Below are 23,763 nucleotides of genomic sequence, written 5' to 3' on the forward strand. Positions count from 1 at the left end.
ATTCTAGAGTCCGATTCCGGCGGGACATCGGCGCCGCCGTTTCGACCGCAGTGAGTCTATTGCCCTGACTAGTTTTGAAGCGAACCCACACAACCGGAATCGAGCGCTGCGACTTCTTGATCGCCATCTTCGACGGAAGCCGGAGTGACTACCGCGTGATGTATGAGATCGGCATTGCGGAGGGTTTGCGAAAGCCGGTTCTCGCGCTTGCGACTAACAAGCGGGTCAACTCCACAGTTCAATCGTTGTTTCTCGTTGCCGAAGTTGGACTTAGGGAAAGAGTCACGCTCAGTTTTCAGCTTGACGCCTTCTTGGCGACGCCACACGAGGACATCTTTAAGCGGGGTCACTTAAATCCGCCACACCAAAGCTCTGCGCTGCCGAAATCCGAGTTTCCGCCTAGCTTGTCTGAGCCTCAGAGCAATCTCGAAAAGCGAGTCTTCGATGTTGTGCTTTTGGCAGGGGGAAGTGCCGTAGTGGAGCCTGCCAATCAGGACGCCAAGCTGCGACCGGATTTGCTGATTTGGCTGGCCGCTCAGGAACCCCAGCTTCTTGACTCAGCCGTAATTGAGGTAAAGGGCGAGGCCTCGCCGTCTCTGGCGCGCAAAGTCGAAGATCAGCTACTTCAGTTCATGAGTGTGAGCGGAATAAAGTCCGGTTTCTTGCTCACTGAGCGAGAGCCGCCGTCCTCGTTCAGATTCAAGTCACCGAATGTATTTTGGCTCTCAGTCGACCTTTTCGTTACGCTCACAACCGACGGCCGTCTGGGGTGGTATGTGCGCGATCTTCGCAACCGCGCTGCGCACGGGCTTATGTGATGGTCGCTATCCCACAACAACAGATCATCGCGCAGCTCGCCGCAGGTGATCAGGGGAACACCGACGCACTTGAAGAAGTGGTCCGAGCGACACTTTGCCTTTTCAGTGGCGTGACACTTATCTACAAGAATGCCGAAGATGCTGCAGGATCTTGCGAGATTGATCTGCTGCTTTCCAACAATGGCCATCCGGATGGACTGCCGTTTCTTCCGACCTATCTCGTCATCGAGTGCAAGAATTGGGAAGCCGCAGTGAACACGGCCACGTGCCGTGCCTTCACTTCAAAGCTCAGGGTTTTTGGAATGAAATTTGGCCTGCTTGTCGCGGCCAAGGGGATTACGGGCGATCCTGCCGCCAAAACCGCCGCGCACGCGCATCTGAGAGAAGAATTCCTTCTTGGTGGTCATATTGTCCTAGTCGTAACACGTAATGAACTTGAGGCCCTTACTTCAACAGACGAATTGCTTGTCCTTTTGAAGACAAAATTCGGCCGGTTCGTGATGGGCATGGGAGGACTCTAAGCCCTTAAGCGGCAAAACTCTGGTGCCTACTCTTCCACACCTCGCCGCCGTGGCGGTGAAGTCAGGCACTAGCTAGAATTTTCGATGCGAAGGCCGATCCGATCGTGGCTCTTTACCGAAGGCAGTGTCGTTCGGGATGGGCGCGAAGCCGTTTTCGGCATATGCGGCCCAATGGCAGCTTTCCGGATTTCGTAGTTCAAACACCAATGACAGATATGGGTGGGTTGCCGAATGGCAGCAATCCGCTGAACTCGCTCGGATAGCGGACCGACAGCTATCGGCCCAATCTCGGCCAACCCGCGCTCTATGGCCGCTCATGACGCTCATGAAAGCCGCAGAACATCATTTATGGAGCCGTATTCGAAACGCGCCCGGCCAACACCGCGGAACACTGGATTATATCTGAGCTCACAGCTTCGACAGCCAGGCCGCGAATGAGATGGCTACAGAGTCAGCCCCGGTGCGATGCTTCGCCAATTTCTTGAGGGTTGCTTGTTCGCGGAACCATTCTCGCAGTGGTCTGGCGGGCATTCCGCCCCAGCGTTCGCCTGCCGGCACGTCTCTCATGAACCGCGAGGCCGCGGCAAGTTGAGCGCCCTGGCCGATGTGCAGATGGCCAGCAATCGCACTATGGCCGCCCACCGCTACGTAGTCCTCCAGCACGGTCGAGCCCGCGATCCCGACCTGGGCAGTGATCACGCAATGACGCCCGATCCGTACGTTGTGCGCAATCTGGACGAGATTATCGATCTTTGTTCCGTCTCCAATGACAGTATTGCCCGCACTACCGCGATCGACCGTGCTGTTGGCTCCGATCTCGACGTCGTTTCCGATCGTGACGCGGCCGAGTTGCGGGACTTTTACATGCCCTGAACCGCTCATCGCGAAGCCGAAACCATCCTGGCCTATACGCGCGCCCGCATAGACGATCGACCGATCACCTAAGCTGCAATGGGCTATTGAGACGCTAGGGCCGATGGAGCAGTCCCAGCCGATCACCACGTCTGGACCCAGCACCACATGGGCGCCTATTGTGGTGCCGGCTCCGATGAACACCCGATCTCCTATGACAACACCAGGATCGAGCACGACGCCGGCGCCGATCTGCGCCGATGGATGCACAAAACATCCCTCGGTGACATCAGGGCTGCCCAAAAGCGGCGGGGTTCGCAATGCCTCGGGGTGTAGCCGGGCAAGCACCTTGGCATAAACAAGGCGGGGATCCCGAACGGTGATGGGAACGGTGCCAGGCGGCACCAGATGGGCGAAGCGCTCCGTGACAAAGCAAGCGCCGGCCTTGGTGGTGCGCAAGGCGTTCGTGTAGCGTGCATGATCAATGTACGCGATATGCCACGACCGTGCCGTCTCAAGGCTCGCCCCGCTCTGCAGAAGCATGTCTGGGTTGGCAGCTGCGGGTAGCAGCACTCCCGCCTCTTTGGCGAGTTCGGCTAAAGCTAATCCGCTCGGCTGAAAGATCGGCGGCACGATCAGGCTCGGTTCATGACAGGACTGGTTTTGGTTTGATTTGATTTGCATTCATCAAAGCGTCGGTCGGCCTGTCGGGGGGCAGGGGAGTGCAGGCCGACCGACTTACCGCGGGTCCGCATACGGACGCGCAGTCCATTAATCCGGATGTCCGGCGATGGAGTTGGTCGATACAAATTCTGCTCTAGCTTTGCGGACGAGCTGGCTTGTCCGTCCAGGACGGCGGCAAACCGAGTTGCCCGCCTGCGAAATCCTTCAGGCCTGGCGACCGACCGAACCTTTCGCAAGCCTGATATTTGGGTTTGCCGCCGAGCCCGGATTTCAGCTTCTGATAAGACGGAAGCTTCGGGAAGCCAAACTTGAATGGTGTTTTGCCCGTGACAAGCATCTTGGAAAAGTCGCTTCCGAAACTCTCCGCCAGAGAGTAGGCGTCGCCAATCTGTGACATCCGCGCGCCTGTTGTCACGAAATTCGCGCCCTTCGACCACACCATCGCAGCCGCCTGTTTTCCATCCTTCGTGGTCGCCTCGGCCTCGACGGCAAGCCCGCCCAGTCCCAGCGGAATCCTCGGGACAGGGACGGAGGAGGACGCGAACGAAGCCCCAATCGACGCCGCGGTCGACAGGCCGGCGACTGTGGCGTTCGTTGGCACGATGCGGGTGACCGTCGCATGAACAACCAGATCGGCGCTTTCTCTGTCTCCCGTGACTACGAAACGATCGCTGACGCCAACGCAAAGCGCGCGGCTAACTACGGTTGCCACTAAGGCCTGATCGGCGGGTTTTATGGAGGATTGCGCTGCGGTTGGCGAAACCAGCGTAGGCTCAATGTACACTGTTTTGCTGACGTCGAGATCCTCGGGGACAGCCTTGTACTCTGCCTTCCTTATTCGCCCGTCGACCTTGGTGAGACCGTCATAGGAGGCCAGCGAGTTGTCCGGCTGGAGTGGCACCGAGGTGCAGCCGGCAACTGCCGATACAAGCAGCGACGGCAGAATCGCGGCGCCGATCGATCTATGCTGCAGCCGACCGGCAGCCTGGTTTGTATGGAAATTTGGCACTTCGTTCTCCTGTTGGGCTTGGGGAATGGAGGGAGGCAGGCGCGTGGCTACTGCGTCTGTTTCGCTGGCTGAGCGGCAGCAACCTTGTCGGTGAACACGGGCCTGTCTTGCCACAGGCTGCCACCAGCCATTTTTGTGTATCCGAGGTTGTAAACGGCGCGCATGTAGTCGGTGTTGAACGGATCGGTCATGCTGTAGGGGAGCTGCTTGTCGATCGAAGCCACGCGAAATCGAATGCCGTTCTTTTGGGCGTAGACGTAAGTGGCCAGCAGCGCACTGCGGGTCTGTGACTTGACAAGGGTGGAATTCGCCCTGGCCATGACAGAAAACGTATTGTTCGTTGTCGTGGTAAATTCTGGCATGAGCGCATTGTTGATGATGATGTACATGTTGAACTTGAGGTTCTTAGGCAGGACGCTTTTGTCCGAATTGGCTATCCACCCCTCCGGGATCGTCAGGATCTGGGTCGCCGAACCGCCGTCGGAGTGCATTTCTTCAAACGCCTCCCCTCCAGCTTCGGCCCGGATGAGGACGGCCGGATAAATGCCGGGGATACTTGCCGAGGCGATGAGTATGTCCTGGAAGAGTTTCAGCGAACCGCGCCGCCCGCTGGCGGCGATGGCGCCCATGTTCCAGATCACCGCTCTTTGGGAATCGAGGTTGGAGGTCAAAACAAGCAGTCGTCGCCCCTTGCGGTGCTCAGTTGCGATCTTTTCCAGTACGTCTTGCGTTACATAGCGCTCGACCATTTTGCGAAGCGGCTCCTGTTTCAGGAGACTTGCTCCGAACAGGCCTTTCGGTAGGAAATCCGCATCGACTAACTCCTTGGCGACACCGCTTGTATAGAGTTCCACGAGGGGCTGGTCGTAGGCAGAGCCTAGGAAGGCATAGGGCGCAATTAGCGCGCCCGTGCTGACACCGCTGACCATGTCGAATTCCGGCCGCTGTCCATTGTCCGACCAAGCCTTGAGCGCCCCGACGCTGAATGCGCCTGCGCCACCGCCGCTCGACAGGACGAGGTAGTTGATTTCCTTGTGTCTCGGGATGGGCAGCCAGGTTTGCGCGTCGCGCAGTTTCCGGGCCGAATCTGCATAAATACGAATGTCGCTGAACCCTTGGATGCTGGCTAGCGTCGCAGCCTTCGGCCCGTAAACAATGCGATCGGGCGCCAAACAGCCCGCAAGGAAGGCCAGCAGGACGATGGCCACCAGTCGATACATGTCTACCGCCTTGTCCCGGGCCATCGCCGGAAGGAACCATCAAGGTCGCCACCGGCGGTCGGCATACCCGCGACCGCTGTTCGCAATCGCGTCTGGCGGCATTAATCCCGATTTGTCGTTGCCGTGGGTTTTGTATTGTTAAGAGTTGTTTCGCCCTGCAATCCTCGCCGGCAAACGCTCTTGCGCTTAGGAAGCCGCGCCGCGGAGTCGAAGGTCGCGACCGTCAATGGTTTGACTTTTTGAAGGAACGGGCTTGGCGACGATCGTCGCACAATGTGCCAATGCCGGGCTAGTACCGCATCTTGCGGTCGGCGGTGCTATGCGGATGGTTGCCCGACCGACCTTAGCATCGAACTGAGCTGGTCCTGATGGCGGACGTTTCGTGCGCTGCCGGTTTGGCCCTTGTTCGTTTGGTTGACTGTAAAGCGCGCGCCCTCTCCCACGGGCCGTCCCCGACGACGCTTACGCCGACACCCGGATCAGATCGGCAGAGATTTTCTCCGCCAACATGATCGTGGGCGCGTAAAGATTCGCCGTGGGGATCGTGGGGAAGATGGATGCGTCCACCACCCTCAGATTGTCGAACCCGTGCACTTTTCCGGACGAGTCCACAACACTCCCCTCTCCACTCCCCATACGCAACGTGCAGGAGGAATGGTAGCTGGATTTCGCGACCCGTTTTGCCCAGGACAGCAACGTCTTATCGGTGCGACAGGCGACCTGTTCCCCGACCTCGCCCTTGAGCTTGGTCACCATGCTGGGCTGGTTCATCAAGTCACGCAATTGCCTGAGTGCGACAACCGCGAGCTTCCGGTCATGCTCTGTTCGTAGGTAGTTGAACCGAAAGGCCGGGGGAGCAAAAGGATCGGCGCTACTCAGCCAAACAAGACCCGTACTTGTAGGCCGCTGAAGGCTGACAACACACTGAAACCCTGGGGCAATGCTGATTTCACCGGCGCCGAAGCTCGATCGCGCCGCAAGACATTCTATCTGCATATCGGGCCGGCTCACCGTCTGATCGGACGATAGCATCGCTCCTACCTCGAAAAGACCAGAGGTCAGCGGGCCGCGCCGAGATAATAACCATTCCAGACCCGGCGTAAGTCCTCCACCAAAGCGCAGGGTTTGAGCGTCCGACTCGCGGGAATCCTTGACTTCATATTCAACACAGAAACAGATGTGGTCGCTCAATCCCTGACCAACTGCCGGCAAGTGAGAGACGACCGGTATGCCTAGCTGTCGCAAATGGTCCGCATGTCCGACACCCGACAGCATGAGCAGTTGCGGCGAGACTAATGCTCCTGCGCAGCAAATGGCTTCTTGATGGACCGGGATCGTGATGCGGGTGCGGTTTTTGACTACCTCGACCGCAACACAACAATGGCCCTGGAAAATGATGCGAACTACGCGCGCGTCGAGCAAGACATCCAGATTTGGCCGGACCGGCCGATTGTGGAGATAGGCGAAGGACGCACTCATTCGGCGCCCGTTGCCGATGTTGTGTTGGATGCGGTGAACGCCGCTTTGATGAGCCGCGTTGTGGTCGTGATTCACGCCGTGACCTGCCTCAACGCCCGCGGCAAGAAAGGCCTGGAACAGAGGATTGTCGGCTTTGGAACGCTCAACCTGAATCGGGCCTTGGCTCCCCCTGAACCGATCGTCGCCACCCTCGAAAGCCTCAGACATTTTCAAGAACGGCAGAACCTCATCGTAACTCCAACCCTGAACGCCATAGCTTGCCCAACTGTCGTAGTCTTCCCTGTTGCCGCGCGTCCAGTTCATCCGGCCGATAGACGAAGAGCCTCCCAACACCTTGCCGCAGGGTTGATAGACGCCGACGTCCTGGCCCCTCCTCATCTCAGGCATACCGAAATATTTCCAGTTATACCGATCGCTTATCAACGGAAGACCTATGGCCGCAGGCATGCTTCCATCGATCGACAGGTCGGACCCGCCCGCCTCAATGAGAACGACCGTTCGGGCAGAATCCTCCGCCAATCGGCTGGCCACCACACTACCGGCCGAACCAGAGCCGATGACCACGTAGTCGTATCCTCCTTTCCTGGGGGACCGCACGACTTGGATCATCTGGGTTCCCTCGATCCATGGTTAAACGGCCTGGCAACCCTGCCCAACGGGGAAGGCCACCATCGCGTCGACGGTGCGCCTGAGCTGCTGCAGGATCAGGTTGTCTTCAGAGCGGCCAGCCGCTGACGTCCGCAGTTTGATGTGGGCTAGGTCGGCGGTGGATGGCTGACGACAAGCTCATCGTTCACTCCCGATCGCGTCCGATCTTCTGGCGATCCGGTAAACCTGCGCAGGCGGCGCGTTTGCGAAAACCCATTCCATAAACGTCGCCTCAAGCCCGATCCGGTCGAGAACGGTGTCAGGTACTGGGCACCGCCAGCCGTAAGTGAACTGATAGACGGCTCCTCCCGGCCGAAGAATGTGAAAAGCGCCGTACAGAATGGCGAAAACACGCCAAGCCGGCATAGTAGAAAGGGGGAGGCTGCTGATCACCGTGCCTATTTTTTCGCCGTCAAAGGGATTGCATCGCCGCAACTCCGTTGCATCGATATCCAGCAACGCGGCGGCGGGGAACTGCCGACGTAGCACGCGGGCAAGGGACGCAGCATTTTCGACGAGCGCAATGCGCTGCTGAGGCACGCCGCGTATGATAAGCTGTCGGGTGAAGACACCGGTTCCGGGCCCAAGCTCAACCACCGGAGACTGCGCAGAACTTATTTCGCGAGTCATTGCCACTGCCAGAGCTCTCCCGGAAGGCACGAGCAAGGCCGTCCGGAAGGGAACCGACATCCAGGTTCGAAATAGAGTAGAGGGATCCAACATTGCGGAGCTCCGCATACCGACAGGCAATATTTGTTATCCGTAAGCCTAAGGCGGAAAACGCCGATCAGGCGGCAGAGTTAAGGGTGGTGCTGGCCGGAAAGTGTCGAAGGGGTAGCGCGCGAGTTAGGTACGGAAGTCCTAGAACCTATAGCCCGCCATGAGCATCCCTGAAGGCTGCACTGTTTTCCGAACAATCGGACTGTCCTTCGCGTCGCCCGTGAGGAAGCCAACCCCTGCCTGCCCGCGCACAAACCAGTTTTGCGATGCCATGTACGTTACCGAAGCTTCGATATCGAAGCGCTTAAGCCCTGCACCTGCATCATACTGCCGCAACCCCGATCTTGCCGACTGCAGAGCAGTCACCCCAAAGTAGCTTTGCATGTGATTTTTGTCGGCGAAGGTCGCCGACGCGCCCGCAGAGAGAATAAATGCGTTGTAGTGATGGGAAACGTTTGCGCCGATTTGACCAATCAGGCCGTCACTGCCCCCGAACGTCCTGTCGACAGATGTATAAATTTCCATCGGCCCCATTTCGTATGAGAGCTGCGCTCCGACGACACCGCCGCCGTCAATGTCACCGAGGCCTTTCAGGTGCTTGGAGTCCTTTTCCTTTCGCCCTCCGCCTATGTCATAGCCGCCCTTCACCGAGACCTTGAAACCGTTGGATTCTAGCACATCGATGCTCAGGCCGCCCGGATCAATGGTAAGACGACCAATGGTTGCGGAGATCATCGGTAGCGGGACGAGTTCGAACTCATCGGATCCTTCGTATTTTGGCGCGTACATAGCTCCGGCGGCAAGCATCACGTTCCAGTCGGCAAGCTTCTGGCGTATGGGGCCGTACCGTCTCTCGTCGACAGCATCCGCAGAGGGCGCTGTTGCAGCCGCTTCATTCTCGAACGGTTCAGCTGCGCCTGCTTGGAACGGCAAAAAAGCGACTGCTGAGAGGCTCGTGGCGACAAGAGCATCCCGCGAGCGGGTTGAGCGAGACTTTGTGGCTGGCATGCGAATCGTCTCCTGGGGATGGTGGAGGTATTCAAAGACGGCAAAAGGGAAGCCCGACGCAGTCGTACCTCCAGCGCACGCACTATCTCGGACTACGAGATTGCTTTGGGTTTTGTGATGTTAAGATATGTTGCGGCTCGACTCGTCTGGTTGCTATGGCGGGGTAACAATCGCGCGGCCTTCGCTCAGATCACGCACATCAGGAGCCAAGTAAAAACTGTGCTTTAGACGAGTTGGCTCAGCAACTGTGCTACACCGGCAATCAGCCCCAACACCAATAGCAACAGCGAGGTATTCACCGACCATTTGATGACGAGGTACAAGGGGCGGTTCGTCGACTTCAGCGCCCTGGTGCCTGCTAGGAACGGCGCGAGCCCCGCAAAGACCCTGTTGGCAAAGCCACGATGGTCTTCCGGGGTATTGGGCACCACCGTGGCTCGTGTCAGGCCTTCGTAGAAGAAATTGAACACTGCACCGACCGGGTTCAAGGGCCTTTTGACATCGCACATGAGGATGAGGCGATCGCAGTCGGTATCGTTGCGCACGAAGTGCAGGTAGGTCTCATCGAACATGATGGCCTCGCCGTCGCGCCAACTCAACTTGCGGCCATCCACATTGATAAAGCAGGCGTCGGAGTTCGGGGTGACAAGACCGAGGTGGTAGAGCAGTGACACGGCCATCGGATCGGCATGCCGTGTCAGTTGCGCGCCCTTGGGAAGATAGGCGAACATCGCTCCATGGACGCTTGGCACGCTCTGGAGGATCTGGACCGTCTTGGGGCAAAGGCGTTTTGCTGAATGGTGCTCATATCCGTACCACTTAATGTAGAAGCGGCTCCAGCCGTACTTGAAGAACGTGCGGAAGCCGACGTCATAGGTTCCCGCCGTGCCCGGCCGTTTGGTGGCGTCGAAGTAGTTCTGGCGCAGCAGTTCAAGGCCTTCCTGGCGAATGGTGTGCCAGTTTTGACGCAGCACCTCGAGTTCAGGAAAATCGGCCGGGTCGAGAACAGCCCTTGATCCGTGCGGCAGCGTTGTCATGTACAAGGCACAATTCAACGGCGAAAAAATTGGCCATCCCTTGCGGATGTATTCAGACAGGCTTTCGTAGCGAACTTCACCCCGGAAGCGGTAGACGTACACGGTGCTCGTGGCCACTAACGTGACCATGACGACAAGAATTAGCATGAGATTTGCCCAGAATGCGCCAGTTGCCGCGATGTTGAGATGCTTCCGTTGCGCCGACCCAAGTCAGACACAGAATGTGTTCATCCGAGGCGCGCTCGCACGTTCGGATGGCGGCATTAGTCCAGATTCGTCGTTGCATTGGATTTTGTGTTGTTAAGAGTTGTTTTCGGTCCAGACGATTCATCACGGGTCGCCGGACGACCATCCGGCTGATGGCGTCGGCGGCGCGAGCACCGGAAACTGCGACCAGGGCCGCAGCTGAGCCGAGAAGCAGGCTCTTGATGTTCATTTTCTGACCTTCAGTGAAGTTAAAAGGAGCTGGTCAAGATTTCAGCCTCGATCCCCGTCCACGAAGCAGCGTGACGCGCCGCCTCTCCGCAAGGGATTATCGATGGGGTCGAATTGATCAATGGTATTTTGCGATCATGAGATGACAATTACTAAGTATATATGCTTATATTGCGTAAATACCACCTATTTCGGCGCGAATTGTATTTATGATCCGCGTGGAACTGATGGCACATTTGCAACGTATGTTACGATTTTACATCTCATCGTGAAACACTATTCTCCCGCAGCCAGCTCACGATGTTTGGTTGTTCGGGAGAAGGCCTCCTATGCAATCGCGTCCGTTAGCGCGCGGAAATATGCCCAATGAAGCAATTTCGATCGGGTCGGGCCGAGACAGGCGCTGGGCAGGTTTGGCTGGCGAGGGAGCAGCCGACACTTGCGCAGTGACCGAGCGCGCCGGCCTCGGCATGAGGCAAGCTCATCGATCGCCGTGGCCATTTCGGTTGCTGATGGAACTTTTGACCGGAGCGAACCCGCCACGGTGGCCGGCAACAAAACTTCATCGACCGCCTTGGTTTTGTCCCGCTTTTGACATCGCCAGGATCTCGGCCGCGGCTACGTTCGAATGCGATAAAGACGGAGACCGTTTATGGCCCATGACGATCTAAAGCGGGCAGACATCCTGAAAGACCCACTCATAAGACAGATGATGCGTGCGGACCGGGTCTCTTTGAGAGAGATGAAGAAACTGCTTCAGGATGCGGCGGCGCGGTCGCACCGGTGTCATGGCAAGGACGAGCCCTTGCGGACGCAGGAGACGCCGCCCTCACCGCGATAAGACTTTGAACGCGGCCGTCAAACGTCACGCATCCTGCGTCCTGCTACGTGGTCGACTGCCTGCCCTTGGCGAGCGCCTGCCGCGTTGAAGCGTGTCGTTGCATCTCGTCAGTCTTGCTGTTTTTGACCGGAACAACCTGCTCCGGCGGCAACGATATCGTTGCCCGTAGCCCATGCGGCGATATGTTCTCGAGCAACAGCGAGCCACCATGGCTCTTTGCGATCTCATCCGCGATCGAAAGACCCAGACCAAAACCGCTGTTGGTATTCGAGGATCTGGCCTCATCTGCCTTGTAAAAAGGCTCTAGAGCCTTCTCGTGGAGACCTTCTGCAAGGCCGGGGCCATCGTCCTGCACAACAATGGACACTTTGCTTGGCGGGAAATTGGACAATTGGACATGCACGATCTCGCCGAATCTGACGGCATTTTCCACGATGTTGGTGACTGCCCGCGTCAGCCCTTTCTGCTTGCATGAATATCCGAATCTCTCGGGGCCGACGTAAATGACCGTGTGTCCAACATCGGAGAACCCGGCAACGATTGTCTTTATCAGGGCTGCAATATCAACTTTTCGAAGCGGCTCGTCGCGGGCCGTGCTGCTCAGATACTGGAGGCTTTCCTCGATCATCGCTGTCAATGTGGCGATATCGTCAAGCATCGCTTGTTTGGACGGGATCTCCTTTGATCGCTCCACCCGCATTCTTAGCCGCGTCAGTGGTGTTCTCAAGTCGTGGCTCACTGCGGTCAGCATCCGCGTGCGGTCATCAACCATCTTGCGAATTCCGCGCCGCATGTCGTTAAGCGCCGTTGCGAGGGTGCGAAGCTCCTTGGCGCCTGCGACAGTGAACAACTGCTCCTCGTTGCCGTCGAGCCGCAGGCTCTTTGCAGCTTCGGCAAAGCGGACGAGAGGCGACGTGATCACGCCGCCGATATAGAGGACCAGCAGAAGCATCGGCAGGATCAACATCAGAATCTTGGCAATGAGTTCGACAATCGTGCCGAAGACGGCTGGATAGGTATCGGCGTCAGAGAACCGGACCAGGAGGCCGCGCTTGGCGTCGACACGCACCGCCAAGGCATTGTGTTCAGCATCCTGCGGAACAACCGTGGCCTCAAAATCAGGGGGCAGCACGTCGCGGAGATCATCGGCGATGAATTGCATATCCCCTTGGTGGCTGCTTCCGACGTTAGGATCACGCCACGGTAAAATCCTCATCTCCAGACCGGTGGGAGCGCTCGCGCGCAGCAGCTTCTCGGCGTCGGCATCGTCCGCGCTGTTTCTGAGTTGCTCTACGATCAATTCGATCTGCGTGCTTCTGACCGCAACCACTTGCTTGGCCTGGAAGATGTACGGCTCCGGCAAGAGCGCGACAACGCTAAGGAGCACTGCCGGAATAGGGATCGCGGCGAGCACGACGAACTGGAGCCGAATGGGCGCCCGTCTGAACCGACCGATCATATGGCTACCGCGACCTCCGGAGTGAAGATGTAGCCTCCCAGCCGCACTGTCTTGATGAAAGTGGGCTCCTTATAGTTCGGCTCTATCTTTTGCCGGATACGGCTCACATGCACATCAATGCTGCGCTCGACAGGTCCGGCAGCGCCAGCGTGGGTACGCGCAAGTATGTCGTGCCGGTTCATCACCTGTCGAGGATTCTCGCAGAACACAAGCAGCACATCGAATTCCGCCGTCGTAAGCGGCACATGCACACCGTCAACGTCAGTTAATTCGCGTGTGACAGGGTCAATGCGCCAGCCCGCGAACGTCATCGGGTCTTGGCTTGGCTTGACTTGGTTTGAATACGACGAACGGCGCAACAGCGCCTTTATTCTCGCCAACAGCTCCCTGGAGCTGAACGGTTTTGTGACATAGTCGTCGGCACCCATTTCAAGCCCAACGACCCTGTCCACCTCTTTCGTCAGAGCGGTGAGCATCAGGATGGGCATCGTATCGGATGCCCTGATCCTTCTGCAAATGCTAAAACCGTCCTCTCCGGGCAGCATTCCGTCCAGCACAATAAGGTTGAACTCTCTCTTTCTTAAGACGCGGTCCATCTCCATCGCCGATCCGACCGTCTCGGCAGCATAACCAGCATCCTTCATCAACTCGATCAGCATGGTCGCTATATCCCGGTCATCCTCGACGACGAGGATTCGGGCTGAAGCTTGAGTTAGGACATTGTATCCGACGCTATCCATAGGTTTGGCCATTTTCGTTGCCCTTTCCCTTCCGGAATAACACGCAGTACATGATGGCTGTCAGCAACAATTGTGTTTAGTTTTGTTGCTGCACCCCCACAGGCCGCCTCCGGGCCCGACAGCCGCTGCATCTACGGCCCCATGAATGACGCGCACCGGTACTTCCGGCGGCCGCTGCGTCTTAGCAACTCTTAACAATACAAAACCCACGGCAATGACAAAACCGGACTAATGCCGCCCCAGGCGCGATTGGACATTCGCGAAATGTGCGGTGCTGCCAGTGGAGATCTTGGTCTTCCCCCAGCTGGTTGGCCCGAAACAAGGCGGTAAACATGCATCGACGGGCGGCTGTCACCATGATGGCTTTTCTTGCTGGCAGTTTCGCGCCGGACCGCATTGCCTGCCGATCGAAGGTAGCGACGAACGCGGCCTGTCGCAGGATTGCCGGTGCAAGCGGAATTGCGGTGTGCCTGATCGTCTCAGGCTGCACGACCGTCGCCGGCGTTCAGGAACCTGGCTTGAAGATCGCGAATGTCTGGCACGCGACCTTTCCGCACGGCGGCCGGGCAGGCGATCTCGTGTCCTGGTGGTCGACCTTTTCCGATCCATCGCTGACAGCCCTTGTTGCGTCGGCGCAGGCTGAAAGCCCTACTCTCGAATCCGCTGCGGCAGAGATCGAGAGAGGGCGCGCCACGTTGGCGTCCATGCGGGCCGGCCTTCTTCCCGCCGTTGTCGGATCGGGGTCCCTCGCCCGCGCGGGAACGGGCGGTAATAAAGCGAACCAAGTCGATAGCGCCACGACCACGAGCGGCAGCCTCGACGCCTCTTGGGAAATCGATCTGTTCGGCAAGACTCGGCAGAGGAGCGAGGCTGCGCGGCTGCGGGTCCACGAGCGCACCGCCGATTGGCACGATGCGCGCGTCTCACTCGCGGCGGAGGTGGCGGACTACTATGTGCAGTACCGTGCCTGCCGGCAGCTGGAGCAAGTCTACACCACCGAACTCGCCTCGCAGCGCGAGACGATCCGGGCAATGGAAATGGCCGCAACCTCCGGCCTTACGTCGAGCGCCGACCTTGCGCTAGGGCGCGCGAGTGCTGCTACCTCGGCCTCGACACGGACCGCGCAGCGTGCCGAGTGCGAGGTTCTCGTCAAATCTCTGGCCCGCCTTACTGGCGGTGACGAGCCTCACGTCCGCGATATTCTGGCGATGGGCAAGCAAGGGTTACCCGCACCGAGGATCCTCAAGCTGTCCGCTGTGCCTGCCGACGCCTTACGGCAGCGCCCCGACATCGACGCCCTTGAACTTGAGGTCGCCGCATCGCTCGCCGAGATCGGCGCGGCAAAAGCCGATCTCTATCCGAGCCTCAGCCTCAGCGGCTCGGTCACGATCGACAGTTCATCGCTGATGGGAACCTCTCTGCCCTGGTCCTTCGGCCCGGCCATCTCAATTCCGCTCTTCGACGGCGGCTCGCGCCGGGCAGCCGTGAGCAGCGCGGCAGCCGCATATAAGGTGGCGGTGGCCGCCTACAAATCAGGTGTGCTGGACGCGGTCGCCGAAGTCGAGACCGCACTCGTGCGGATCGACAGTACGCGACGGCAGATCGGCGACGCCAGTGTCGCGGCGCGCAACTATCGCGCCTACTTCAAAGCCGTGGATTCGAACTGGAAGGCCGGTGGCGCAAGCCTGCTCGACCGCGAGGAAGCCCGGCGTTCGGCGCAGTCGGCGGAGGTCTCGCTCATCGAAATCCGTCGTGACTCCGTGCGCTATTGGATCGCCCTCTACAAGGCGCTCGGCGGCGGCTGGGATGCGAGCGCCTCCACACCCAGGGACCTGCCGCAAGAATTGAAAGAAAACCTGCTCTGATGCGATCTTCACCTTTTCTCCTCGCCGCTTTCCTGAGCGGAACTCTTGTTTTCGCGGCAGAGATTGCACTTGCGCAACAGAACGAGGCGCCAGCGCTTACCGTCGCAGTGGCAAAGCCAGCGGAACGCCAGTGGCCTGAAACGATACCGGCCAGCGGCTGGCTGAAGCCTTGGCACGAAGCGGTCATTGCCGCGGAAATCGGCGGCCTGCGTGTGACCGATGTCCTTGCTGATGTCGGGTCGGTCGTCTTGAAGGATCAGCCCCTCGTTCGGCTGGCCGACGAAACGGTGCGCGCGGAACTGCGCAAGGAAGAGGCTGTGCTGGCGAGTGCGAAGGCGGACCTCGCAAAAGCCAGGGCTAGTGCGGACCGAGCACGCAAGGTGCAGGGAAGCGGTGCGCTTTCTGAGGAGAAGATCACTGAATACCTGATCGCCGAGCAGACTGCGATCGCGAGTGTCGAATCCGCCGAAGCCTCGCTGGAAAGCCAGAGGATCAAGCTTGCTCAGACGACCATTATGGCACCGGACGACGGGCTGATCACCGCCCGTTCGGTCCAACTCGGCGCTGTCGTCTCCTCCGGCACGGAGCTATTCCGTCTCGTGCGCCAGCAGCGCGTCGAGTGGCAGGCGGAAGTGTCTGCACGCTATTTGCCTCGCATCAAAGAAGGCCTGACCGCCACGATCATCAGCCCGGAGGGGCGCGTCAAAGGGACCGTGCGGCTCGTCGGGCCGACGGTCAGCACCGATACCGGAAGGGTGCTCGCCTATGTGGCGCTGCCGGCGGACGCGCACCCGCCCATCGGCCTCTACGTCACCGGCCAGATTGAGCTTGCGACCACGCAGGCCGTCACCGTGCCCGAGACGGCGCTCGTGATGCGTGATGGCATCGCTTACGTCTTCACCGTGGATACAGACAGGCGTGCGTCACGCGTCCGTGTTGAAACCGGCCGCCGCAATGGCAGCGAAGTGGAGATCCTCTCGGGCCTTGATCCCTGGGCCGACGTGGTGACGGCGGGCGGCGCCTTCCTTTCGGACAGGGCTCTTGTCCGGGTAGAGGAGGACGCACGATGAACTTTTCCGCCTGGTCGATCCGCAATCCGGTTCCCGCAATCCTGCTATTCATCCTACTCACCGTTAGCGGCCTGCTCGCCTTCGATCGCTTAGCGGTACAGAATTTCCCCGACATGGTGCTGCCGACTGTCCAGATCAACGCCGCGTTCGAAGGTGCCGCACCGGCCCAACTCGAAACCGAAGTCGCGCGCAAGATCGAGGACAAGCTCGCCTCTCTGAGCCTCCTAGAGCATGTCACTACCACGATTACGGACGGCGCGGTCAGCATCAATGTCTCATTTCAGTTGGAGAAGGACGGCGAGGCAGCGCTGAACGAGGTGCGCAATGCCGTCGACGGTATGAGCGGCGACCTGCCTGCCCAGATGCAGACACCAAGCGTGACGAAAACGACGGTGCAAGGCTCACCGATCCTTACTTATGCCGTGCGCTCCGTCCGCCTCAATGAGACGGAACTCTCCTGGTTCGTCGACAACGACATGACAAAGGCCTTACTTGCCGTGCCCGGCGTCGGCCAGGTCAGCCGCATTGGCGGCATCAATCGTGAGGTGCAGATCGATCTCAATCCCCAACTCATGAGTTCGCTCGGCCTCAGCGCCGCAACCGTTTCCGCGCGGCTCAAATCCATGCAGTCGGACGCTTCTGGCGGCCGGGCGGAAATCGGCGGCAGCAAGCAGGTGATCCGCACGCTCGGCGCGGTTTCTTCGATTGAGGCATTAAGGGCGCTCGCTATCCCGCTCCCAAGTGGCGCCCTGGTGCGTCTCGACGAGATCAGCACCGTTACGGACAGCTTCGCTGACCGGGGGTCCATCGCCTATCTCGATGGCGAGCCGGTGATCGCAGTGCAGGTCAAACGCTCGAACGGCTTTTCGGATACGGGCGTCGCGGCAGCCATCCGGACTGGCATGCAGAACTTCGCCGCCGCCAAGCCCGATGTTGAGATCGTCGAGGCCTACAGCACGACCGGGCCGATCATTGAAAACTATGACGGCTCCATGCACATGCTCTACGAGGGCGCCATCCTCGCGATCGTCGTGGTCTGGCTCTTCCTGCGCGACTGGAGGGCGACTGTCCTTTCGGCGGTTGCGCTGCCACTATCGGTCATTCCGACCTTTCTTGTGATGTATCTGGCGGATTTCAGCCTCAACACGGTGACGCTGCTCGCGCTCTCTCTCGTGGTCGGCATCCTGATCGATGATGCGATTGTCGAAATCGAGAACATCGCGCGCCATCTGCAAATGGGCAAACACCCGAAGGAGGCCGCGCTTGAGGCCGCCGACGAGATTGGCCTTGCCGTCATCGCCACGACCTTCACGCTCGTCGCCGTCTTCCTGCCGACTGCCTTCATGAGCGGTATTCCCGGCCTGATCTTCCGTCAGTTCGGGGTGACGGCAGCCGTGGCGGTCCTCGCCTCACTGGTCGTCGCGCGCCTGCTGACGCCGATGATGGCCGCCTACATGATGAAAGCGCATCCCGTCGAGGCAAAGGACGGCTGGATCATGCGCGCCTACATGGCCGTCGTCAGAATCTGCCTGCAGCGCCGCAAACTAACGGTCCTTGGCGTCATGCTGTTTCTCGGCCTTTCCATGTCGACGATCCCGTTCCTCAGTTCCGGCTTTCTGCCCGCTTCGGATGATGCGCAGACGCAAGTCACCTTGACGCTGCAACCTGGCAGCACCATTGGGCAGACGGAGGCGATCACGCGGCGAGCCGCCGAGATCGTTTCCCGACTGCCGGACGTGACGCATGTGTTCTCCTCCGTGGGAAGCGTCTCTTCGAATGACTTGATCGATTCCTCGACGACCGCCGATACGGGGGCCGCTTCGCTCGTGGTCGATCTCAAGAAGATCGGCGATCGCACCCGCACGCAGACCGAGATCGAGAATGATATCCGGCAGGCACTTTCCGTCCTTCCCGGCACCAGGATCGCTGTGGGGACGGGCGGCAACGGCACGACATTGGAGATCACGTTGGCGAGCGACGATTCCGATGCGCTCGGCCAGGCAGCCGGCGCGCTCGAAGAGCAACTGCGCACCCTCAGGAGAGTCGGCGCGGTCACCTCCAGTGCCTCCCTGCAGGCGCCGGAAATCCAGATCGTCACGAACCTCGACAGCGCGGCCGCTCTCGGCGTGACGGCGGAAGCGATTTCCGAGGCGGTTCGCGTGGCAACCAACGGCGACTATTCCTCTTCGCTCGCGAAGCTCAACCTGCCACAGCGCCAGCTTCCTATCCGTGTCCGATTTGACCCCAGCAACCGGACGACGTTTGATGACATTGCCAATCTTCGCGTTGCCGGCGCCAGGGGCAGCGTCGATGTTGGCTCGGTCGCCGAGATCAGCATCGGCGGCAGCCCGTCGGAAATCAGCCGCATCGACCGCTCGCGAAATGTCACGCTATCGCTCGAGTTGAACGGGCGCATCCTCGGCGACGTCTATCGCGAGGCACAGGCATTGCCTGCCCTTCGCAACCTCCCGGAAGGCGTCCGGCTCGTCGAGCAAGGAGAATTAGAGCGCAGCTCCGAGCTCTTTGGCAGTTTCGCCATCGCTATGGGGATCGGAATATTCTGTATCTATGCCGTGCTGGTCCTCCTATTCCACGACTTCCTTCAACCGGTCACGATCCTTATGGCGCTTCCACTGTCTCTCGGCGGCGCCCTGATGCCGTTGGTGCTGACCGGCACGAGCTTTTCCATGCCGGTGGTGATCGGGCTGCTCATGCTGATGGGCGTAGTGACGAAGAATTCGATCCTGCTGGTCGAATACGCGATCATCTCACGCCGCGCTGGCCTCTCACGCTTCGACGCCCTGGTCGACGCCTGCCACAAGCGCGCTCGCCCGATCGTGATGACGACGATCGCGATGGGCGGCGGCATGCTTCCGGTAGCCCTCAGTCTCAGCGGCGGCGACTCCAGTTTCCGTCAACCCATGGCAATTGTTGTCATCGGCGGCCTGATGACTTCCACCGTCTTTAGCCTCGTCGCGATCCCCGTCATCTTCACCTTCGTCGATGACTTTCTCAGGCTTCTCAAACGGCTTGCCGCCCTAGGAGAGCATGAGACCTCGCCGGCTTCCACACCTGAAGACGCAGTGCAGTTCGAGGCACCGCTTCGGCGGGAGCGGTCCTGGGACGCACCTCGACTACGATCCGGCCTTCGTGAAACAGGCGCGGGATCGAACTGGCCTGCCACGCCAGCGGACGGACTTTCTCATCCTCCTGCCGAACGACCCGCGCGTCGGAATTGAGGCCGATGAGTGCTAGCACTTTGGCCGCATTGGCTAGCCGCGCTGTCCGTCTATTCGGCCATGGCGGGTGCAGATCGCGAGCGCCTGCTACGACTGGCCAGCTGTCCGTCAAGTCCATTCTCATCATTCAGACAAAGTATATTGGTGACGTTGTTTTGACGTCAGCTTTGGTGCGCAATCTACGTCTCGCCTACCCGGATGCCACCGTGACCATGCTTTGCGCCCCCGGTCTTCGGCGGTTCATAGTCAGCCAAAACATCGCGGACGAAGCAATCGGGTTCGACCGCCGCGGCAAGGGAAAGAGCCTCTTCCAGCGGCTAAGAGCGTATCTGAGCTTGGTCTCTGATCTCCGCCAACGAAGGTACGATCTCACTATTGATCTGAGTGATTCCAAGACATCCAGGATTCTGCACCGATTGCTCGACGCGCCGCTGCGGGTTGGCTTCGATCCTCCCGAGAGGCCACTGAGATTCTGGGAGGTTCAACCGGCAAACGTTTACGCCGCCACCTGTGGTCACGGCGGCATCCACTATCTGTACCGAATATCTTTCTCCTCTAAAGGCTCTCAACATTGACCTCGCTGACTCCACACCAAGGCTTGTGCCCACATGCGCCGCTCAAAGTGAAAGCGCACAAATCCTGGCGCAAAGGAGTTTGGTCAAAAACGCCTATATCGTCGTCCATGCAGGGGCACGATTTGAGGGGCGATGCTGGCAACCGGAGCGGTTTGCAGCGGCAATCGATGAAGTCTATGCCGCCACCGGCCTTCGGTCTTTGCTGATTGGTGGCCGGGACGAGACAACAGCCGAGCAGACAATACTCGCATTGGCTGTGTCACCTGTGGCGAGCGTGGTTGGGAAGGTCTCGCTTGAAACACTGACGGCATTGCTTGGCGACGCCGTTATCTTTCTAGGAAATGAGAGTGGTCCCATGCATCTTGCGGCATCAGTAGGGACTCCTGTCGTCGGCCTTTACGGCTTGACACCGCCGGACATATGGGGGCCGCTCGGAGTTCCGCATCGGATCGTGGCGCCTCGGCTGCCCTGCCAATGCGCTGCTCCCAACTTGTGCAAGCCGAACAATCCCGGTGGCGTCTACTGTGTGCATCGCGTGCGAGTAGAGGAGGTCACCACAGCTACCCTCGACCTGATCGAGTTCGAAACGCTCAAATCAATACCGAATCGTTAAGCTCAGCTCAGCTAGTTCGTTGAAGCGGCGGACCTAACAACTGGCCGGATCGACGGCGAGCGGCCTAGGTCCATCAGATCAAAGCCGGGCCTCGATCCAGAACCGAGATATCGTAAACTACACTCTGCGTCTCATGAACGGCCAAGTCAGCAAAATACCCCTATTCACCCCCGCCGTCGGTTACTGCTCATCGCCTTGAGATAGCCTCTTGCGAGTCGACAATCGCCTCCCGCGCTATGACAATGTCTTTCCGGGTGAGAGCATTGCATTCCCTCGCAAGCGCGATTCGAACCGTTATTGCGCGTTCATTTTCCGCAAGACGGCAGCGCGTTCCCGGATAACGAACATTCGATCCCAGCTAACGGCAATCGCATCCCACATAACGACAACGGATTCCCTGTTAATTCACCGGCGGCCGCGAATATTCACGCAAATCTGGTCGATGTTCCCTGACGCCTCGCGCAGGAAATCTCCCACTAAGTAGCTGACATCGCTACAAGATATTGATGTTCTGCCCGCCCAAAGCGCGCATTTCGCACAAATACCCTGCTTTTTGCCTGTTAGCAGGAAATATCAAACGGAGACTGGTTCGCCACAGACCGGTCGGTTCACCATGCTTTCAATAGGTTACCCGAGGGATGCATCGGTCATCAGCCGTGGACGCGTGCAAGGAAGTCGCGCACCAACGCAAGCGCCTCATCGAAATGGGTTTCCAGTAGCCAGTGGCCGGCGCCATCGAGGAGGTGGAACTCAGCTTGCGGCAAGTCGCGTTTGTAGGCGCGGGCCGATGCGGCCGGCATATAGCCGTCCTCGGGACCCCAGACGATCAGTGTCGGCGGTTGCCGTTTGCGCAGATAAGCTTGGTATTTCGGGAACCAGTTAAGGTTCCCCTCCAGCTTCTCCATCAGGCCGACCGCAAGCCGCCGACGGGCTGGCGTGTCCATCAGAGGCCAATGGAGTTTCCACAGATCCGGTGGCACGCGCTCGGCCACGGCCTCGCCAACTTCACCGATGAACTCGTGCCGGAAGCCCTCCTCGCTGACCGCATCTTCCAGCGGGCGATGCTTCTCGGACGTCTTGTCGTTCCAATACATCTTGATGGCTGCGTATTTCGGGCCGAGCACGTCTTCGTAGATGTCGCCGTTCTGGATGATAAGCGCGGCAACGCGCTCCGGATAGGCGATGGCGTGGCGCAATCCGATCTGCGAGCCATAGTCGTGCAGCCACAGCGCATAGCGGGATAGGCCGAGCGCGTCAGCGAAAGCCGCCAGAAACCCGGCATAGGCATCGAAATCGTAGCCGAATGCAGCCATGTCGGGCGTGGCGCTGTAACCGAAGCCAGGAAAATCCGGCGCGAACGTGTGCCAGCGATCTGCCAGTCCAGGCATCAGCCTTCGAAACTGATAGGACGAGCAGGGATAGCCGTGCGGCAACAGAAGCACCGGAGCGTCGGCCGGGCCGTCCTCGCGAAAGAAAATGGCGTCTCCGTTAACTTTGACTTGGCGGTGTCGCAACTTTGCCTCCTCGATCGAAAGGCTGCAACCTCCCGCATCCCGTTGTTTACGATGCTCTCGCTGGAAGGTTCCGTGGAAAAATAGACGCGGCAACTGACTTCCAAAACACAAATACGGTGACACAGTGCACTTTGTCTTGTTCGCGCGATTGTCGCTTTCTGTACTGCTCCGCTCGGCCAGTCCGGGCATGAGTTCGGGCCACGTGGTCCCCCGCACCGTCCAAGGCCAATTCGCAAACTCATGATCAGGCGGAGGGTTCCCGGGTCGCGCCGTTGGAAGCGGCCAAGGAACCCGCCGCCGATCAGATCGTTTCGCGGTATCTGGCCAGATCAACCGGACGGAGGAGAGACATGCTCGAAATTCTGCATGCTCACAATCGCGCGACACCGAACATCGGCCGGCTCGGCCAGTTCGGGCTTTGGCACGATGCTGCGTGACGTCGACTATGTCCTGCGAAAACTCGACTGGATGCGCGCCGAAGGCATCTGGCCCAACGGCTTGCGGTATCTGTGGACCGATGCATTCGGGGTCGTGCTCTACGTTTCGCTTTATACGGAAACTGGCGAACAGCGCTGGCTGGACGCGGCCGAGCGGCTGGTGGCCGATGTCGAGCGTGTGCTCGGCCGCCGGCGCGGACTGAGGATCGGCGAAGCGGCCGATCGCGACGGCCAGTATTTCCACTATCTGGCGATGTGGCTGTTCGCCCTGGCGCGTCTCGGCGATCTGAAGCCGGAATACCGCAAGCGCGGCATTACGCTGGCGCGGGACATTCACCCGGCGTTTGTGGTCCCCGGCCGCGGCGTGATCTGGAAGATGCAGGAGGATTTGAGCGGTCCTTACCCCGGCTACGGCCTCGGCAGCATGGATGCCTATGACGGCTACGTCTCTTACCGAATGCTCGACGACGAGGAACTGGCGCCCGAGATCGCGCAAATGCGTGAACTGATGGAGCGCGATTGGCGCACCCTCGACATCGAGCAGGACCTCGGCCTCGGCATGATGTTGTGGCTCGCCCATTTCTTTCCCGACGAGCCGTGGGCCGACGCCCAGACGAGGCGTTCGCTGCGAACCCTGGAAACGATGTGGGTCGACCCGCCCGGCTATTTCAGCCGCGCCCCATGGCTGCGCGATACCAAGTTCGCCTTCACCAATTACGGCGTATCGCTCGGCCTGCAGGCCGCCGGCATCTGGCCGGGGCGTGTCGATAGGCTGAACGCCTTCTTCGAGGACTGGCGCTCCGGCGACGAATACGACCGCGAGGCGATCACCTGGGTGATGGCCTGCACCTCGCATCTTCCCGGTGCTTTTCTGACCCGGGGTGGCGAGAGATCGATTGAAAGCGACGAACCTCGGGAACGTTCCCGTGCCGGCGCGGTTGTCGATGGAAGTGCATCGAGACGCAAGGAACGCGGTTGA

General features: G+C 59.3%; 17 protein-coding genes. 7 read left to right on the top strand and 10 right to left on the bottom strand.

What is annotated here, in order from left to right; all coding sequences use genetic code 11:
- Positions 1–74: 74 nt before the first annotated feature.
- Together NKH70_RS11895 and NKH70_RS11900 are read left to right on the top strand one after the other, a co-directional pair.
- Positions 75–818 carry a nucleoside 2-deoxyribosyltransferase gene (locus NKH70_RS11895; RefSeq protein WP_353025324.1) on the top strand — a complete coding sequence of 248 codons (744 nt, stop codon included), beginning with the start codon at positions 75–77 and terminating at the stop codon, positions 816–818.
- A complete protein-coding gene (locus tag NKH70_RS11900) occupies positions 818–1,339 on the top strand; it encodes a hypothetical protein (protein ID WP_353025326.1) in 522 nt (173 codons plus the stop codon). The genes NKH70_RS11895 and NKH70_RS11900 overlap by 1 nt, the downstream gene beginning before the upstream one ends.
- A gap of 408 nt (positions 1,340–1,747) precedes the next feature.
- Here NKH70_RS11900 and lpxD read toward each other — a convergent pair whose 3' ends face one another.
- The 9 genes from lpxD to NKH70_RS11945 all read right to left on the bottom strand — a co-directional run bounded on the left by lpxD (position 1,748) and on the right by NKH70_RS11945 (position 13,483).
- On the bottom strand, positions 1,748–2,875 hold the full coding sequence (gene lpxD, locus NKH70_RS11905; RefSeq protein WP_352910113.1) for a UDP-3-O-(3-hydroxymyristoyl)glucosamine N-acyltransferase: 1,128 nt from the start codon (positions 2,873–2,875) through the stop codon (positions 1,748–1,750).
- Positions 2,876–3,008: 133 nt separating this feature from the next.
- The gene (locus NKH70_RS11910; RefSeq protein WP_353025327.1) at positions 3,009–3,998 is read right to left on the bottom strand and encodes a DUF3313 domain-containing protein; all 990 of its coding nucleotides are present in this window, start codon (positions 3,996–3,998) and stop codon (positions 3,009–3,011) included.
- Positions 3,932–5,104: a patatin-like phospholipase family protein gene (locus tag NKH70_RS11915; protein WP_352910108.1), complete on the bottom strand. Its 1,173-nt coding sequence runs from the start codon at positions 5,102–5,104 to the stop codon at positions 3,932–3,934. The genes NKH70_RS11910 and NKH70_RS11915 overlap by 67 nt, the downstream gene beginning before the upstream one ends.
- A gap of 462 nt (positions 5,105–5,566) precedes the next feature.
- Positions 5,567–7,192, bottom strand: coding sequence for a GMC family oxidoreductase (locus NKH70_RS11920; protein ID WP_352910105.1), 1,626 nt, complete (start codon positions 7,190–7,192; stop codon positions 5,567–5,569).
- Positions 7,193–7,369: 177 nt separating this feature from the next.
- The gene (locus NKH70_RS11925; RefSeq protein WP_352910781.1) at positions 7,370–7,861 is read right to left on the bottom strand and encodes a class I SAM-dependent methyltransferase; all 492 of its coding nucleotides are present in this window, start codon (positions 7,859–7,861) and stop codon (positions 7,370–7,372) included.
- 231 nt (positions 7,862–8,092) lie between these two features.
- Positions 8,093–8,959 (bottom strand): MipA/OmpV family protein, encoded by an 867-nt coding sequence (locus NKH70_RS11930; RefSeq protein WP_352978960.1) that lies wholly within the window; start codon positions 8,957–8,959, stop codon positions 8,093–8,095.
- Between the two features lie 224 nt (positions 8,960–9,183).
- Positions 9,184–10,143 (bottom strand): aspartyl/asparaginyl beta-hydroxylase domain-containing protein, encoded by a 960-nt coding sequence (locus NKH70_RS11935; RefSeq protein ID WP_352978962.1) that lies wholly within the window; start codon positions 10,141–10,143, stop codon positions 9,184–9,186.
- A 1,172-nt stretch (positions 10,144–11,315) separates the two neighbouring features.
- Positions 11,316–12,731: a sensor histidine kinase gene (locus NKH70_RS11940; protein ID WP_352910098.1), complete on the bottom strand. Its 1,416-nt coding sequence runs from the start codon at positions 12,729–12,731 to the stop codon at positions 11,316–11,318.
- Positions 12,728–13,483, bottom strand: coding sequence for a response regulator (locus NKH70_RS11945; RefSeq protein ID WP_352910097.1), 756 nt, complete (start codon positions 13,481–13,483; stop codon positions 12,728–12,730). Before NKH70_RS11945 ends, NKH70_RS11940 begins: the two co-directional genes overlap by 4 nt.
- A 452-nt stretch (positions 13,484–13,935) precedes the next feature.
- Here NKH70_RS11945 and NKH70_RS11950 point away from each other — a divergent pair, with 452 nt between their 5' ends.
- The 4 genes from NKH70_RS11950 to NKH70_RS11965 all read left to right on the top strand — a co-directional run bounded on the left by NKH70_RS11950 (position 13,936) and on the right by NKH70_RS11965 (position 20,833).
- The gene (locus NKH70_RS11950) at positions 13,936–15,336 is read left to right on the top strand and encodes an efflux transporter outer membrane subunit (RefSeq protein WP_352910094.1); all 1,401 of its coding nucleotides are present in this window, start codon (positions 13,936–13,938) and stop codon (positions 15,334–15,336) included.
- On the top strand, positions 15,336–16,406 hold the full coding sequence (locus tag NKH70_RS11955; protein ID WP_352978967.1) for an efflux RND transporter periplasmic adaptor subunit: 1,071 nt from the start codon (positions 15,336–15,338) through the stop codon (positions 16,404–16,406). Before NKH70_RS11950 ends, NKH70_RS11955 begins: the two co-directional genes overlap by 1 nt.
- Complete coding sequence (locus tag NKH70_RS11960) at positions 16,403–19,645, top strand: efflux RND transporter permease subunit (RefSeq protein ID WP_352910092.1); 3,243 nt, start codon at positions 16,403–16,405, stop codon at positions 19,643–19,645. Before NKH70_RS11955 ends, NKH70_RS11960 begins: the two co-directional genes overlap by 4 nt.
- 510 nt (positions 19,646–20,155) lie before the next feature.
- The gene (locus tag NKH70_RS11965; RefSeq protein ID WP_352910089.1) at positions 20,156–20,833 is read left to right on the top strand and encodes a glycosyltransferase family 9 protein; all 678 of its coding nucleotides are present in this window, start codon (positions 20,156–20,158) and stop codon (positions 20,831–20,833) included.
- A gap of 650 nt (positions 20,834–21,483) precedes the next feature.
- Here the strand turns inward: NKH70_RS11965 and NKH70_RS11970 are convergent.
- Positions 21,484–22,347 (bottom strand): alpha/beta fold hydrolase, encoded by an 864-nt coding sequence (locus tag NKH70_RS11970; protein WP_245278662.1) that lies wholly within the window; start codon positions 22,345–22,347, stop codon positions 21,484–21,486.
- A gap of 366 nt (positions 22,348–22,713) precedes the next feature.
- Between NKH70_RS11970 and NKH70_RS11975 the strand changes: the two genes are divergently transcribed.
- Complete coding sequence (locus tag NKH70_RS11975) at positions 22,714–23,763, top strand: hypothetical protein (RefSeq protein ID WP_353015084.1); 1,050 nt, start codon at positions 22,714–22,716, stop codon at positions 23,761–23,763.

This window comes from Mesorhizobium sp. M0991 (assembly GCF_040318915.1).
Taxonomy (GTDB): Bacteria; Pseudomonadota; Alphaproteobacteria; order Rhizobiales; family Rhizobiaceae; genus Mesorhizobium.

Excerpts from the sequence above, each read along its gene's own strand:
- NKH70_RS11935 (WP_352978962.1), bottom strand. The coding sequence starts at position 10,143 with ATGCTAATTCTTGTCGTCATGGTCACGTTAGTGGCCACGAGCACCGTG.
- NKH70_RS11930 (WP_352978960.1), bottom strand. The coding sequence starts at position 8,959 with ATGCCAGCCACAAAGTCTCGCTCAACCCGCTCGCGGGATGCTCTTGTC.
- NKH70_RS11940 (WP_352910098.1), bottom strand. The coding sequence starts at position 12,731 with ATGATCGGTCGGTTCAGACGGGCGCCCATTCGGCTCCAGTTCGTCGTG.
- lpxD (WP_352910113.1), bottom strand. The coding sequence starts at position 2,875 with ATGCAAATCAAATCAAACCAAAACCAGTCCTGTCATGAACCGAGCCTG.
- NKH70_RS11975 (WP_353015084.1), top strand. The coding sequence starts at position 22,714 with ATGCTCACAATCGCGCGACACCGAACATCGGCCGGCTCGGCCAGTTCG.
- NKH70_RS11945 (WP_352910097.1), bottom strand. The coding sequence starts at position 13,483 with ATGGCCAAACCTATGGATAGCGTCGGATACAATGTCCTAACTCAAGCT.
- NKH70_RS11955 (WP_352978967.1), top strand. The coding sequence starts at position 15,336 with ATGCGATCTTCACCTTTTCTCCTCGCCGCTTTCCTGAGCGGAACTCTT.
- NKH70_RS11920 (WP_352910105.1), bottom strand. The coding sequence starts at position 7,192 with ATGATCCAAGTCGTGCGGTCCCCCAGGAAAGGAGGATACGACTACGTG.
- NKH70_RS11915 (WP_352910108.1), bottom strand. The coding sequence starts at position 5,104 with ATGTATCGACTGGTGGCCATCGTCCTGCTGGCCTTCCTTGCGGGCTGT.
- NKH70_RS11960 (WP_352910092.1), top strand. The coding sequence starts at position 16,403 with ATGAACTTTTCCGCCTGGTCGATCCGCAATCCGGTTCCCGCAATCCTG.
- NKH70_RS11925 (WP_352910781.1), bottom strand. The coding sequence starts at position 7,861 with ATGACTCGCGAAATAAGTTCTGCGCAGTCTCCGGTGGTTGAGCTTGGG.
- NKH70_RS11900 (WP_353025326.1), top strand. The coding sequence starts at position 818 with ATGGTCGCTATCCCACAACAACAGATCATCGCGCAGCTCGCCGCAGGT.